We start from the raw sequence: 13,129 nt of genomic DNA, 5'->3' as shown, positions 1-13,129 counted from the left end.
GCTCAATTGAGCCGTCCGCTGTCCTGCGCTTTTTGATGTGACTTGAGCGGGCAAATTACGATTATCAAATCGAGATTTTAATCAATCAACCGGGGCTTCTTCGAATAGATTCAGCATCAGATCTGATAATTCGCGGCGAGTTATCTCGATGCTGGCTAGTGGTTTTGACTGCACGACGTGCCAACCTATTGAACCTGTTAATGATCGGATGAAAGATGCCGGGATGTAATTTTTTGTCGAATTTTTGATATACTGACTGTTTTGAGTATAACCGTCGCCGACGCGTTCGAGCACCAACTGATCTGGCAAGTGACGTTCTGCCGCGATCTCCCCCTTGGCGAGCGGCATCCGAACCAAAGTTAACAATCTATATAGCTCATCAAGTCTGTCATTGTTTTTTCCCGCATCAGACGCCCTTGCTATGCGTATTATCTCGTATGTACTTAGAACCCACATTTTCGTCATCGTATCCTGGGCGATCCCCGCCATCATGTATGTTTCGGCCAATTTGCAAGCGGGATTCTTAAATTCTTCTTCTATTATGATGGATAGCTCGCCTTCCATTTTCCTTAAAACTAGGTCGATGTAGTAATCGTTTTGGTTAATAAAACTCAGCGGCGCCATAATTGAGAGGCGCCCGTAGACCTGCATCCATTTAGGTTGTAATTCTTGGTTCGCGTTTGCCGAGCGCCCTAATAGCAAACCGGCCAGATCGTGCGCGATGAACTTAGACATAGGCGAGACCGTTTAGAAGCATGCAGCTCGGGAGAGGCGTGAGGCGCAGACCCGACAGCACAATCCGGGGTCGGCAGGGCATGTTCCGGGCGGGAACATGCCCCTAGCCACTGTCTCGGACCTCGGCCTGACCCATAAGGCGATCCACGAGGTCCGGCAGTTGCGCGACGCGGAGACCGACTGGGGGTTGCCGAACACCCCGGCCGCCGGGACGCCCGGTCCTGTTACCTACGAAGGGCGACATCGCCGCTTCCCTTCGCCCTGCCGAGCCCGCCTCAAGCCAAGCAGGGCTTTTGTTTTTTGCAGACAAGTGCAAGGAGAGCCGCCGAGCCTTACTGGACCGCCACGATGATTGAGTTCGATCCGAGCAGCATCAATTGGATCTCTGCGAGCAGCTTGTCCTGGGACTTTGGTGGTGCGCTGTTTCTAGCAAAGGCACTGGTGTGGAACAAAGACAACGCAATTCTGCGTAATTCTGAAGCTCATTTCGGGTTTAATCTGCAATTGCTTCGCAGTCAGGTCGAACAGAGAACGGACGCGCGTTACGGCATCGCGCAGCTTTTCATCTCAGCACTCATCGTCGGCGCGAGTTCATTGGGTATCAAGGCGGACTTCTTATACGCATGCGTGCTTTTTGCTCTGCCTTCCCTCTTTTGGCATCAATATATTTCCTATCATCAACGCGACAATCTCATTTCATGCCTCAACATAACGCGCGGCGAGCCAAGTAGCGTAGATTATTGGTTCGAAAATTTTACCAACATTCCCGACGATCAGATCGTCAAGTATTATCGATTAACAACGAAGCGCGTTCTTGGTGGTCTAGCAGATGGCCTGACCAAAAGCTGCGAGATGAACGCCGACTGCATGTTGAGATACAGCGATCAGGATGTGAAGCAAAATCTCTACAACCTGGTAAACGCCTACAAGGATTTGCCGGAGTTCCCGCAGCTCATAGGGCAGATCAGGACCCGGGCTTTGTACTTGCTGGCTACGGGCGGCGATGCGCCGGGGTCTAATGCGGCACGATTTTTCGAGCGGAACGCCGCGGCGCTGCAAGCAATCATAGACGAGTACCGGCCTACGCGGGTGACGGAGCGGGTACTGAACGTTCACGGACGACCAATCGAGCTTTTGGTCGACTGACCTCATGCATCGCCCGGCTCGCACCAGTTGGGTGCGCTGAAACGCAAAAACCCCGCCACCTTGCCGGAGCGAAGTTCGGGTGCAGATTTGCCTGTGTAGGCTGCAAACTCCTGTGACAGTACCTTGTCGTAAACGGCGTCGCACATCGAACAGGAACTCGAGCCTTGCCGATTAATGACCCCACGAGCCGCTGCCCGCCAAAACACGGCTGACGCCGCGGAGATCGAAACGCAGGCCAAGCGCCGGCTCGCGGATGAGTACGACGCCGCGCAGGAGCGGGGCGAAGTGGCTGTCCAGGGGCAGCACGCCACTCATGTTCCTGACGGGAACATGAGGGCTGCCGTCACCGACTTGGGCCTCACCCGTAAGCAGGTGCACGAGGCCCGCCAGCTGCGCGACGCCGAGGCGGCCGATCCGGGCGTGATCCGCCGCACGCTCGACCAGCAGCTGACCGAGGGCAAGGAGCCTACCAAGGCGGCTGCATTGGGCAGGTGCGCGCGTTGTTACCTTCACAGACCAATCACGGCTTGCAGTTGCTCTCCCCCTGAAAGAGGCTCGGCCAACAAAATTACGGGTGGGACGCCGCATGGACGATCGGAACAGGCACCGCTGTGCCCTCCTTGCAACCTCCCTCCTACTTTCGGTGCCAGTCCTGCCTGCCCGTGCGGATCCGCCAGCTGCTGCGCCGGTAGCGCCTGCTGCGCCTAACCTGTCAGCCGTACAGCACGACGGCGACGTGGATCTGCCCGAGTTCAAATTCGGCAACGGGGAGCGCCTTGCCCCGCTACGCCTGCACTACACCGCGCTCGGCACACCGCAGCGCGACGCGGCCGGCAAGATCACCAACGCGGTCCTGCTGCTCCACGCCACGACCGGCACCGGTAAGACCTTTCTTGTGCCGTCCCTCGCCAACCACCTGTTCGGGCCGGGCCAGCCGCTGGACGTGAAGCGCTACTACGTCGTGCTGCCGGACGGCATCGGTTTCGGCGGCTCTACCAAGCCGTCAGACGGCCTTCACTGGCGTTTCCCGCACTACGGCTACCGCGATCAGGTCGAGGCACAGCATGCCATGTTGCAGGCTATGGGCATCGACCATCTGCGGCTCGTCGCCGGCATTTCACAGGGCGGCATGCAAACGTGGCTCTGGGCCGAGCAGCACCCGGATGCAATGGATGCGGTGATGTCGATCGCCTGCATGCCAATACAGATCAGCGGCCGAAACCTGATGTGGCGCCAGATCGTGGCTGACGCCGTGCGCAGCGACCCGAAGTGGAGCGGTGGCGACTACGACCGTGCGGACCCTCCGACCGCCTGGACGCGTAGCGCGGCGCTGATGTTCGCGCTTATGGTCGGGACGCCCGAGCGGCTTCAGGCCGCCGGGCCAGACCGTGCCAAGACGCTGGCCTACGAAGACGAGCTGACGGCACAATACAGGGGTCGCGATGCCGGGGATGCACTGTACGACTACGAAAGTTCGGCCGACTACGACCCCGCGCCCGACGTGACCCGCATCAAGGTGCCGATGCTGGCCGTCAATTTCGCTGATGACCAAGTGAACCCGTCGCAGCTGCCTGTTACGCGCGAGACCGTGGAACACCTCGCCTCAGGCAAATTCGTGCTGCTGCCGGGCGGCTGGGGGCATGCCGGCATTTTTCACGCCGACCTATGGGCGGATCAGCTGGGTGCGTTTCTGAGCAGCCTTCCTGGTTTGGATCACCCGCACCCGCCCGTTTCCGCTGAGAAGTAAGCCTGCACGCGGGCCTGGGCGAGCTGCCGTGCGACGTGCGCCAGGGCGGCTTGCGCGTCGCCATCCTGCACAGCGCCGGCGCCAACGCGGCCCACGGCCTGCGCCGCACAAACGCGGACAAGCGCCGCGCCGTGCTGATGCTTCTCGATGACGAGGAGTGGTCGCAGTGGTCTGATCGCGAAATCGGCCGCCAGTGCGTGGTGGATGGCAAGACCGTCACACGGATGCGAGAGGAGCTTGGCCAACAGCATCTGCGGAATTCCGCAGATGCCCCCCGCACCGTCTCGCGCGGTGGCAAGGACTACACGATGGACACCGGCCGCATCGGCCAGAAGCCGGCCAAGCCGCCGGCAGGTATCTCGGCCGAGATCACATCCGCGCGTGGTCTTCGATTTGAGACATCTCGGCAATCAATCGGGCGCACGCCTGCCGGTGTAGCAGCGGGTACCGCGATGTCCGATCAGAAGCCAACCACCCCACGCCCGCAGACGGCACTGCCTTCGGTCTTGGAAACAACGATCCTCGCCGGTCGGCTCGATGCATTCAGGACATGGAGTGCCCGCGCAGCGATAGCGCAGGCTGCTGAGATGCCGCCGGTCGTAATCAAGCTACCGCTGGCTGCATAGGTGTCGACGGAAGTTGAGTATCGGCCATGTCCCAGCCCCCGATCCGCGATCTTCGCCATAGCCTCAGCCTGACACAGCACCAGCTGGCGCGATTGGCAGGCGTCGCCCAGGGTTCTCTCAGCCGTTTGGAACGGGGTGTCGGGGCAGAGCACCTCGAGGAGCGCGTGCGGCAGGCGTTGGAGCGCTTGGCGGGCGAGCGGCACTAAGAGCCGCTCACACAGCGCTTCAATCAGCTAGAACCAAAGCGAGCAGTGAAAAGGCGCTGGCGAGCGCAAACGTGCCCGCGATGAGGGTTGCGATCAGGAGCATGGAGGAAGCCTCAGGCGCCGAGCGGCGCAGCTTCCCCATGAACGCTTATGGCCACGCTCGGTTGCGCTCAGCCGATTGCTAAGCACCGGCCGGCTCAGTCCCCGCTGTCGCCCCCAACACCGTCGTCGCCGGCGTCGAGGAGCCAATCGGGCAGGATGGGAACGACCTCTCCGGCTACCTCGCCAGCGCTCTGTAGCGCCTTTTCCGCCTGTGCCTCGGATGTCTCCCCCCGAACCTCTGCGAACAGCTCGCGCGCGAGTTCATCGAGCTCCTCGTCCGTGAGCTTCCTCTCTTGCTCAACCGGCATGGGCACGCCCCCTACAGCATCGGCCGCCCGGCCCCGCCCCGATCTGCTCACGGGGCGGGGGAGCGTCCGATCTCACCAGCGGTGGGCTGACACACGATGCGGCCCGGTGATCACTATGCTGCAGCAGGCTTAACCGGCCGTCAGGCGTCCCGGAGCGGCGCCGTACCGAAATAGGCCGCCTTACGATCGTGCTACCCCGGTGCAACCCCGACCGTTTTCGGGGTAGCACCGAATTTGCGGAGCGAATTAAGTTGTTGTTCTGGCAATGTTTTTGGTGAGCGCGCTGGGACTCGAACCCAGGACCTACAGATTAAAAGTCCGTTGCTCTACCAGCTGAGCTACGCGCTCGCGTCCGGGGCCGCCGGAGGCGGCCGCAGGGGGACGGCGCGTTCGCAATAGGTGAGCGGGGCCGGGGGGTCAACACGGGGTTGTGGGTGGCGCCTATGCCCCGTCGCCGCGGGCGCGCTCGACGATGCCCCTCGCCTCGGCGAAGGCGGCGTCCGGGTCGAGCGCCGTGGTGTCGAGCCGGACCGCGTCGTCGGCCATCCGCAAAGGCGCGGCGGCCCGGGAGGCGTCGCGGGCATCGCGGGCCTCGATATCGGCCAGGATCGCCTCGAAGGTCGCGGCCTCGCCGCGACCGGCGAGCTCCAGATGGCGGCGGCGGGCGCGCTCCTCGGACGAAGCGGTGATGTACAGCTTCACGCTGGCGTCGGGGCAGACCACCGTGCCGATGTCGCGCCCGTCGAGGACGGCGCCCTGGGAGTCGGCCGCGAAGCGCCGCTGCCAGGCGAGCAGGGCTGCGCGGACTTCCGGCACTGCCGAGATCCGCGAGGCCGCCTCGCCCATGGCGCGCGCGCGCAGGCGCGGATCGTCCAGCCTGTCGGCGTCGAGGGCGTGCGCGGCCCGGGACGCAGCCTCGGGATCGTCCAGGGACAGGCTGGAATCGATCAGCGCCAGCGCCACGGCGCGGTAGAGGAGCCCCGTGTCGAGATGCGGCAGCCGGTAATGGTCGGCCAGCCGCTTGGCCAGCGTCCCCTTGCCCGAGGCGGCCGGGCCGTCGATCGCGATGACGAGCGGCATGATGCTAGGCCCCGATCCGGCCGCCGAGGGCCTGCATGGACGGCAGGAAGCTCGGGAAGCTCGTGGCAATCATCGCGCCATCGTCCACCGTGACCGGGTCCTTGGTGGCGAGCCCCATCACCAGGAACGCCATGGCGATGCGGTGATCGAGATGGGTCGCCACCGTGCCGCCGCCGGGCGCCGCCGCGCCGTCGCCCTCGACCACGAGGTCGTCGCCCTCCACGCTGTGGCGGACGCCGTTGGCGGCGAGCCCCGCCGCCACGGCCGCGAGGCGATCGGATTCCTTCACCCGCAGCTCGTGCAGGCCGTTCATCCGGGTCCGGCCCGAGGCGAAGCTCGCCGCCACGGCCAGCACCGGATATTCGTCGATCATCGCGGGCGCCCGCTCGGCCGGGACGTCGACGCCGGTGAGGCGGCTGGCGCGCACGCGCAGGTCGGCCACGGTCTCGCCGCCCTCCTCGCGCTCGGCCACGCGCTCGATCTGCGCGCCCATCTCCAACAGAGTGGTGATCAGCCCGGTCCGCAGCGGGTTCATCATCACGCCCTCGATCACCACGTCGGAGCCCGGCACGATCAGCGCCGCCACCAGGGGGAACGCTGCCGAAGACGGATCGGCCGGGACGACCACGTCGGTCCCGCGCAGGCTCGGCTGCCCGGTGAGCGACACCTTGCGGCCGTGGCCGCCCGGCCCGTGCGGCTCGACACGGACCTCGGCGCCGAACAGGCGCAGCATCCGCTCGGTGTGGTCGCGGGTGGCGGCCGCCTCGATCACCGTGGTGGTGCCGGGGGCATTGAGACCGGCGAGCAGCACCGCCGACTTGATCTGCGCCGACGCCGCCGGGGTCTCGTAGGTGATCGGGATCGCCTCGTTCAGGCCGCGCAGGGTCAGGGGCACGCGCCCGCCCTCGGCCTCGGACAGGACCTGCGCGCCCATGCGGGTGAGCGGATCGAGGATGCGGCGCATCGGGCGCGAGCGCAGCGACGCATCGCCGTCGAAGGTCGCGGTGACCGGCTGGCCGCCGACGACGCCCATCATCAGCCGCGAGCCGGTGCCGGCATTGCCGAAATCGAGCACGTCGGCCGGGTCGGTGAGGCCGCCGATGCCGACGCCGCGCACCACCCAGCGCCCTTCGCCGAGGCGCTCGATTCCGGCACCCAACGCCTTCGCGGCGGCGGCGGTGCGCAGCACGTCGTCGCCCTCGAGCAGGCCCTCGACCCGGGTCTCGCCCTGGCTCAGCAGGCCCAGGATCATCGCCCGATGCGAGATCGACTTGTCGCCCGGCGGACGCAGGCGCCCCTTGAGCGGCGTGCCCGGTGCGGCTGTGAGCGGCTGGGGAGGCGAATCGTGCGACACGGGGGCGTCCGTTCGGAAATCTCAGGTGGGCCGGGATCCGGCGCGTCGCGCGGGGGCGCCGCGGAGCTGCAATCGGACCGTGAACTGGCGGCGCGGTTAACACGCGCACCGGCTCGCGTCATCCGGCGGATCCCGGCGACGATGTCTCCGGCCCGATCGACGGTGACATCGGATCCGCGCAGAAACTCGGACCCCGTCGGCGCCCAGCCTGCGAAGGCTACGCGACGAGTCAGGGCGGGTCGGGCATTCCCGCGAAGAAAGCCGAAAAAAGGGGTTGAGTCCGCGATGCGAGCCGCCTATAGAACCGGCCTCGCCGGACGCAAGCCGGACGGCGAGCACCGCGGGACCCAAACCGCGGCGGATAAAGTGGGGCCTTAGCTCAGCTGGGAGAGCGCTTCCATGGCATGGAAGAGGTCATCGGTTCGATCCCGTTAGGCTCCACCATCCTCCCTTCAGCGTGACGACGCCGGCCCAGGCCGGTTCCCGCGGGGGATCTGAAAACACCTTATTCAGCGGACGACCGGATCACCGGGTCAGGTGCCCGAGCGGCAGCGCCGTCGTGTACTTCACCTGGCCCAGCGCGAAGCTGGAGCGGATGTTGGCCACCCCCGGGATGCGGGTCAGGTGGTCGAGCACCAGGCGCTGGTACTGGCCGAGATCCTCCACCACCACCCGCAGCATGTAGTCGGCCTCGCCGCTCATCAGGTAGCATTCCATCACCTCCGGGCGGCTGCGCACGGCCTCGTCGAAGGCCTGGAGCGCGGCCTGGGTCTGCTTCTCCAGGGAGACGTGGACGAAGACGTTCACGGCGAGCCCGAGGCTCATCGGATCGACCACCGCGACGCAGCCCCGGATGATCCCGGCCTCCTTCAGGTCGTTGACCCGGCGCCAGCATGGCGAGGTCGAGAGCCCGACCTGCTCGGCGAGGTCGGCGATGCTGATCTCGCTGTCCTGCTGCAGGCGTTCGAGGATGCGCAGGCTGGCGGCGTCGAGATGGGCCGGTCGGGAGACCATTTTTTGTTCTCCGGTTTTCCAGCGGCATAGCATGCCGGTGATCGCGAGGCGGCGGGAAAGTTTTTGGCTTCGATTGAAGTGAGCGCCTGTTCCTGCATGCGCCAACCGTCATTGCGAGCGCAGCGAAGCAACCTAGGGACGCGCTACGTCTTGAGATCGCGCGCCGCCCTGGGTTGCTTCGCTGCGCTCGCAATGACGGCGGGGGACGATCTACCTGGATGTTGCATCGGAGGCGCGCGGATGCGTCCTCAACAGTAGCGGCATGATTGCCCGTCTTCACCGGCAAATTCGGCAAAATATGCCAATTATCGGCCCTGCATAACAAAAATCTGGCATGTCGCCCCGCGGCTAAGTCCGTATGCTCCGATGAAAAGCCGGGAGCCGCGCCGATGAACGCCATACCGCCGAGGACGACGATCGCGCGGTCCGCCGAGGTCGATCACGATCCGGCCGAGACCCAGGATTGGCTGGCGGCCCTCGAATCGCTGTTCCGCACCGAGGGCGCGGCCCGGGCGCGGTTCATCCTCGACCGGCTGGAGCGACGCTCGAAAGAGATCGGCATCCTCGACGAGGCCCTGCCCTACTCGCCCTATCGGAACACGGTTCCCCTGGAGAAGCAGCCGCGCTACCCGGGCGACCTCGATATCGAGGAGCGGCTCACCTCGATCATGCGCTGGAACGCGCTCGCCATGGTGGTGCGCGCCAACATGGCCTATGGCGAGCTCGGCGGGCACGTGGCGAGCTACGCCTCGGCGGCGGAGCTGTTCGAGGTCGGGTTCAACCACTTCTTCAAGGGTGGCCCGGACGGCGACCTCGTCTACTTCCAGCCGCACTCGGCGCCGGGCGTCTACGCCCGCGCCTTCCTGGAAGGGCGGCTCTCCGAGGAGCAGCTGAAGCATTACCGCCAGGAGATCGCCGGCGACGGCCTCTGCTCCTATCCGCATCCCTGGCTGATGCCGGATTTCTGGCAGGTCCCCACCGGCTCGATGGGCATCGGCCCGATCCACGCGGTCTACCAGGCGCGGTTCATGCGCTATCTCGGCCACCGGGGGCTCGCCGACACCTCGGCCCGGCACGTCTGGGGCGTGTTCGGCGACGGCGAGATGGATGAGCCGGAATCGATCGGCGGCCTGGCTCTCGCGGCGCGGGAAAAACTCGACAACCTCACCTTCGTGATCAACTGCAACCTGCAGCGGCTGGACGGCCCGGTGCGCGGCAACGGCCAGATCATCCAGGAGCTGGAAAGCCTGTTCCGCGGGGCCGGCTGGAACGTCATCAAGGTTCTGTGGGGCTCGGAGTGGGACGCGATCTTCGCCCGCGACACCAACCACGCCCTGCTGCGCCGCTTCGCCGACACCGTGGACGGCAAGTACCAGACGCTGGGCGCCAAGGACGGCGCCTACAACCTCGCCCACTTCTTCGGGGAGGACGAGGAGGTCCGCGAGCTGGTCGCGCACATGTCGGATGCCGACGTCGATCGGCTGAAGCGCGGCGGCCACGATTTCCGCAAGCTCTACGCCGCCTTCGCCGCCGCCAAGGCGACCAAGGGCCGGCCGACCGTGATCCTGGCCAAGACCAAGAAGGGCTACGGCATGGGCGGCGCGGGCGAGTCGCGCATGACCGCCCACCAGGCCAAGAAGCTCGACGTGGATGCGCTCCGCGCCTTCCGCGACCGCTTCGCCCTGCCGCTCTCCGACGCGCAGGTGGAGGGCCTGGCCTTCTACAAGCCGGCCGAGGACGGCGCCGAGATGCGCTACCTGCGCGAGCGCCGCGAGATGCTGGGCGGCGTGCTGCCGGCCCGCCGCCGGACCGCACCGACCGTCACGGTGCCGCCGCTCTCGACCTATGCGGGCTTCGCCCTGGAGGCGGCCGGCAAGGAGATGTCGACCACCACGGCGGTGGTCCGGCTGTTCGGAAACCTGCTGAAGCACAAGGATCTCGGGCCGCGCGTCGTCCCGATCGTCGCCGACGAGGCGCGCACCTTCGGCATGGCCAACCTGTTCCGGCAGGTCGGGATCTACGCCCCCGAGGGCCAGCTCTACGAGCCGGAGGATGCCGGCTCGATGCTCTATTACCGCGAGGCCCGGGACGGGCAGCTGCTGGAAGAAGGCATCACCGAGGCCGGGGCGATCTCGTCCTGGACCGCGGCGGCCACCGCCTACAGCGTCCACGGCCTGTCGATGCTGCCGTTCTACATCTACTACTCGATGTTCGGCTTCCAGCGGGTCGGTGACCTGATCTGGGCGGCGGCCGACCAGCGGGCGCGCGGTTTTCTGATCGGCGCCACGGCGGGCCGCACGACGCTCGGCGGCGAAGGCCTGCAGCACCAGGACGGCTCGAGCCACCTCGCCGCCGCCGGCATACCGAACTGCCGGGCCTACGATCCGGCCTTCGCCTACGAGATGGCGGTGATCGTCGATCGCGGCGCCCGGGCGATGATGGAAGAGGGCGAGGACGCCTTCTACTACCTCACCGCCATGAACGAGAACTACGCCCAGCCCTCCATGCCGGAGGGGGCCGAGGCCGGCATCCTCAAGGGGATGTACCGCCTGTCGGGGCCGGACTCCGAGGCCGCCGCGGTGCGGCTGCTCGGCTCGGGGGCGATCCTGCCCGAGGTGATCGCGGCGGCCGGCCTGCTGGCGCACGATTGGGGGATCGCCGCCGAGCTGTTCAGCGTCACCAGCTTCAGCGAGCTGGCCCGCGACGCCCGCGAGGCCGAGCGCCGGGCGATGCTGCACCCGGAGGCCGAGGCGCCCTTGAGCCACGTGGCCGCCCTGCTGCCGGGCACGGCGCCGGTCGTGGCGGCGACCGACTACGTCCGGGCCTATCCGCAGCTGATCGCCTCCTATGTCGGGGCGCGGTTCGTGGCGCTCGGCACCGACGGGTTCGGCCGCAGCGACACCCGCAACGCGCTCCGCCGCTTCTTCGAGGTGGACCGGCAGCACGTGGTGGTCGCTGCCCTGCACGCGCTGGCCGAGGCCGGCACGGTGCCCCGCGCCACGGTCGCCGAGGCGATCCGGCGCTATGGGATCGACGCGGACACGCCGGCGCCCTGGACGATCTGAGACATCCATCCCGCACCCTCATCCTGAGGTGCGTCCGCGTCGTGGACGCCTCGAAGGAGCCCTCCAGCCGGCCACGCGATCCCTGGAGCCCTCCTTCGAGGCTGCTGCGCAGCACCTCAGGATGAGGTGGTGGGCGGGAAGGAGCCGGAGCGCGAACGAACGCCGCGAGGCCCGGCCCCGGACCTCGCCCCCCCAAAAAAAACCAGTCCGCCCCAGACAAGCCACGGAAACCCGCCCGCATGAGCGCCGCGCTGCAGATCGCCCTCCCGGATATCGGCGATTACCGGGACGTGCCGGTGATCGAACTCCTGGTGAAGCCGGGCGACCGGCTCGCCGTGGACGACCTGATCCTCAGCATCGAATCCGACAAGGCGACCATGGAGGTCCCCTCCCCGGTGGCCGGCACCGTGCGGGAATTGCTGGTCGCGGTGGGCTCCAAGGTCTCGGAGGGCACGCCGATCCTCGTGGTCGAGCCGGCCGACGCGCCTCCCCCTCCCCCCTCTGCGGGGGAGGGTGGCCCCCGGAGGGGGTCGGGAGAGGGGCAGCGCGACGATGCGGGTTTCGGCGCCGAGCATGACGGCGCCGGCCGGAGCACGGGTCCCCTCTCCCGTGCGGGAGAGGGACAGGGTGAGGGACCGGCCCTTTCCGGACACGGCGCATCCCTCACCCCAACCCTCTCCCGCACGGGAGAGGGGGACCGTCGCGCCCCGGCCGCGCCATCGAACGACGATCAACGGCCCGTCACGTCGGGCGATGTCCATGCCAGCCCGTCGGTGCGTCAGCTCGCCCGCGAGCTCGGGATCACCCTCGACCGCGTGCCCGCCACCGGCCCCAAAGGCCGGATCCTGCGCGAGGATCTGCACGCCTTCGTCAAGGCGGCGCTCCAGGCCCCGGCCCAGGCGCCGGCCGCGCCCTCGGGCATCGGCGCCGGCCTGCCGCCCTGGCCGCTGGTGGACTATGAAAAATTCGGTCCGGTGCGGCGGGAGCCCCTGTCGCGGATCCAGACCATCTCCGGGGCCAATCTCAGCCGCAATTGGCTGACGATCCCGCACGTGACCAATTTCGACCGGGCCGACGTCACCGAGATCGAGGCGTTCCGGGTCGGGCTCAACACGGAGACGCGCACGCCGCCGGCGCGGGTCACCATGGTGGCTTTCCTGATCAAGGCCGCCGCCCTGGCCCTGAAGGCCTATCCGCGCTTCAACACCTCCCTGGAGGGCTCCGACCTCGTCCTCAAGGACTACGTCCATATCGGCTTCGCGGTGGATACCCCGAAGGGCCTGATGGTGCCGGTGGTGCGCGATTGCGACCGCAAGGGCTTGATCGCGATCGCCACCGAGATGGCGGCGCTCGCGGAAAAAGCCCGGGCCGGGAACCTGTCGGGCGCCGAGATGCAGGGCGGGTGCTTCTCGGTGTCGTCGCTGGGGGGCATCGGCGGCGACGGCTTCACCCCGATCATCAACGCCCCCGAGGTCGCGATCCTGGGGGCGGCGCGCTCGCGCACGGAGGCGGTCTGGGACGGAAAAACCTTCCAGCCGCGGCTGATCCTGCCGCTCAGCCTGTCCTGGGACCACCGGGTCGTGGACGGCGTCGCCGCCGCCCGCTTCCTCGGCCACATCGCGTCGGTGCTGTCGGACCTGCGCCGGGCGCTGCTGTGACGGCGATGGCTGGTACGCCCCTCTCTCCTCCCCCTTGCGGGGAGGAGTTGGAGGTGGGGGTGGTGCCGGAAGAGGCGCAGCGGTGCCT

Annotated in this window: 12 protein-coding genes and 2 tRNA genes; 7 read left to right on the top strand and 7 right to left on the bottom strand. The window is 66.8% G+C overall.

Translation table 11 applies throughout. The features are described from left to right. Window positions 1-81 precede the first annotated feature (81 nt). Window positions 82-735 carry a hypothetical protein gene (locus tag MKL09_RS21885; RefSeq protein ID WP_244023654.1) on the bottom strand — a complete coding sequence of 218 codons (654 nt, stop codon included), beginning with the start codon at window positions 733-735 and terminating at the stop codon, window positions 82-84. A 348-nt stretch (window positions 736-1,083) separates the two neighbouring features. Between MKL09_RS21885 and MKL09_RS21880 the strand changes: the two genes are divergently transcribed. Next, window positions 1,084-1,881, top strand: a complete 798-nt coding sequence (locus MKL09_RS21880; RefSeq protein WP_244023652.1) for a hypothetical protein — start codon at window positions 1,084-1,086, stop codon at window positions 1,879-1,881. Between the two features lie 171 nt (window positions 1,882-2,052). Here MKL09_RS21880 and MKL09_RS21875 read toward each other — a convergent pair whose 3' ends face one another. Continuing rightward, a complete protein-coding gene (locus MKL09_RS21875; protein WP_244023650.1) occupies window positions 2,053-2,394 on the bottom strand; it encodes a hypothetical protein in 342 nt (113 codons plus the stop codon). 73 nt (window positions 2,395-2,467) lie between these two features. Here MKL09_RS21875 and MKL09_RS21870 point away from each other — a divergent pair, with 73 nt between their 5' ends. From MKL09_RS21870 to MKL09_RS32390, 3 genes are read left to right on the top strand one after another with little or no spacing between them, the layout of a single operon-like run. Beyond that, the gene (locus MKL09_RS21870; protein WP_279606046.1) at window positions 2,468-3,628 is read left to right on the top strand and encodes an alpha/beta fold hydrolase; all 1,161 of its coding nucleotides are present in this window, start codon (window positions 2,468-2,470) and stop codon (window positions 3,626-3,628) included. Window positions 3,629-3,663: 35 nt separating this feature from the next. Next, a complete protein-coding gene (locus MKL09_RS21865; RefSeq protein WP_244023647.1) occupies window positions 3,664-4,254 on the top strand; it encodes a hypothetical protein in 591 nt (196 codons plus the stop codon). Between the two features lie 26 nt (window positions 4,255-4,280). Beyond that, window positions 4,281-4,460 (top strand): helix-turn-helix domain-containing protein, encoded by a 180-nt coding sequence (locus MKL09_RS32390; RefSeq protein ID WP_409566962.1) that lies wholly within the window; start codon window positions 4,281-4,283, stop codon window positions 4,458-4,460. 197 nt (window positions 4,461-4,657) lie between these two features. Here MKL09_RS32390 and MKL09_RS21860 read toward each other — a convergent pair whose 3' ends face one another. The 4 genes from MKL09_RS21860 to aroA all read right to left on the bottom strand — a co-directional run bounded on the left by MKL09_RS21860 (window position 4,658) and on the right by aroA (window position 7,304). Then, window positions 4,658-4,870, bottom strand: a complete 213-nt coding sequence (locus MKL09_RS21860; protein WP_244023645.1) for a hypothetical protein — start codon at window positions 4,868-4,870, stop codon at window positions 4,658-4,660. A 272-nt stretch (window positions 4,871-5,142) separates the two neighbouring features. Further along, a tRNA-Lys gene (locus tag MKL09_RS21855) sits at window positions 5,143-5,218 on the bottom strand. 93 nt (window positions 5,219-5,311) lie between these two features. Continuing rightward, window positions 5,312-5,950, bottom strand: a complete 639-nt coding sequence (gene cmk, locus MKL09_RS21850) for a (d)CMP kinase (RefSeq protein WP_244023643.1) — start codon at window positions 5,948-5,950, stop codon at window positions 5,312-5,314. Between the two features lie 4 nt (window positions 5,951-5,954). Next, window positions 5,955-7,304, bottom strand: coding sequence for a 3-phosphoshikimate 1-carboxyvinyltransferase (gene aroA / locus MKL09_RS21845; protein WP_244023640.1), 1,350 nt, complete (start codon window positions 7,302-7,304; stop codon window positions 5,955-5,957). Between the two features lie 368 nt (window positions 7,305-7,672). Between aroA and MKL09_RS21840 the strand changes: the two genes are divergently transcribed. Next, a tRNA-Ala gene (locus MKL09_RS21840) sits at window positions 7,673-7,748 on the top strand. 81 nt (window positions 7,749-7,829) lie between these two features. Here the strand turns inward: MKL09_RS21840 and MKL09_RS21835 are convergent. Continuing rightward, window positions 7,830-8,318 (bottom strand): Lrp/AsnC family transcriptional regulator, encoded by a 489-nt coding sequence (locus MKL09_RS21835; protein ID WP_007564896.1) that lies wholly within the window; start codon window positions 8,316-8,318, stop codon window positions 7,830-7,832. A 389-nt stretch (window positions 8,319-8,707) separates the two neighbouring features. Here MKL09_RS21835 and mdeB point away from each other — a divergent pair, with 389 nt between their 5' ends. Together mdeB and MKL09_RS21825 are read left to right on the top strand one after the other, a co-directional pair. Continuing rightward, the gene (mdeB, locus tag MKL09_RS21830) at window positions 8,708-11,383 is read left to right on the top strand and encodes an alpha-ketoglutarate dehydrogenase (protein WP_244023638.1); all 2,676 of its coding nucleotides are present in this window, start codon (window positions 8,708-8,710) and stop codon (window positions 11,381-11,383) included. Window positions 11,384-11,622: 239 nt separating this feature from the next. After that, entirely contained in the window at window positions 11,623-13,041 is a 1,419-nt protein-coding gene (locus tag MKL09_RS21825) for a 2-oxo acid dehydrogenase subunit E2 (RefSeq protein WP_244023636.1), read from the top strand. Window positions 13,042-13,129 lie beyond the last annotated feature (88 nt).

Source organism: Methylobacterium sp. J-048, assembly GCF_022829515.1.
GTDB lineage: Bacteria > Pseudomonadota > Alphaproteobacteria > Rhizobiales > Beijerinckiaceae > Methylobacterium.
This window is presented reverse-complemented; position numbering and strand designations above follow the sequence as displayed.

Excerpts from the sequence above, each read along its gene's own strand:
- MKL09_RS21885 (WP_244023654.1), bottom strand. The coding sequence starts at position 735 with ATGTCTAAGTTCATCGCGCACGATCTGGCCGGTTTGCTATTAGGGCGC.
- MKL09_RS21880 (WP_244023652.1), top strand. The coding sequence starts at position 1,084 with ATGATTGAGTTCGATCCGAGCAGCATCAATTGGATCTCTGCGAGCAGC.
- MKL09_RS21870 (WP_279606046.1), top strand. The coding sequence starts at position 2,468 with ATGGACGATCGGAACAGGCACCGCTGTGCCCTCCTTGCAACCTCCCTC.
- MKL09_RS32390 (WP_409566962.1), top strand. The coding sequence starts at position 4,281 with ATGTCCCAGCCCCCGATCCGCGATCTTCGCCATAGCCTCAGCCTGACA.
- MKL09_RS21860 (WP_244023645.1), bottom strand. The coding sequence starts at position 4,870 with ATGCCGGTTGAGCAAGAGAGGAAGCTCACGGACGAGGAGCTCGATGAA.
- cmk (WP_244023643.1), bottom strand. The coding sequence starts at position 5,950 with ATGCCGCTCGTCATCGCGATCGACGGCCCGGCCGCCTCGGGCAAGGGG.
- MKL09_RS21835 (WP_007564896.1), bottom strand. The coding sequence starts at position 8,318 with ATGGTCTCCCGACCGGCCCATCTCGACGCCGCCAGCCTGCGCATCCTC.
- mdeB (WP_244023638.1), top strand. The coding sequence starts at position 8,708 with ATGAACGCCATACCGCCGAGGACGACGATCGCGCGGTCCGCCGAGGTC.
- MKL09_RS21825 (WP_244023636.1), top strand. The coding sequence starts at position 11,623 with ATGAGCGCCGCGCTGCAGATCGCCCTCCCGGATATCGGCGATTACCGG.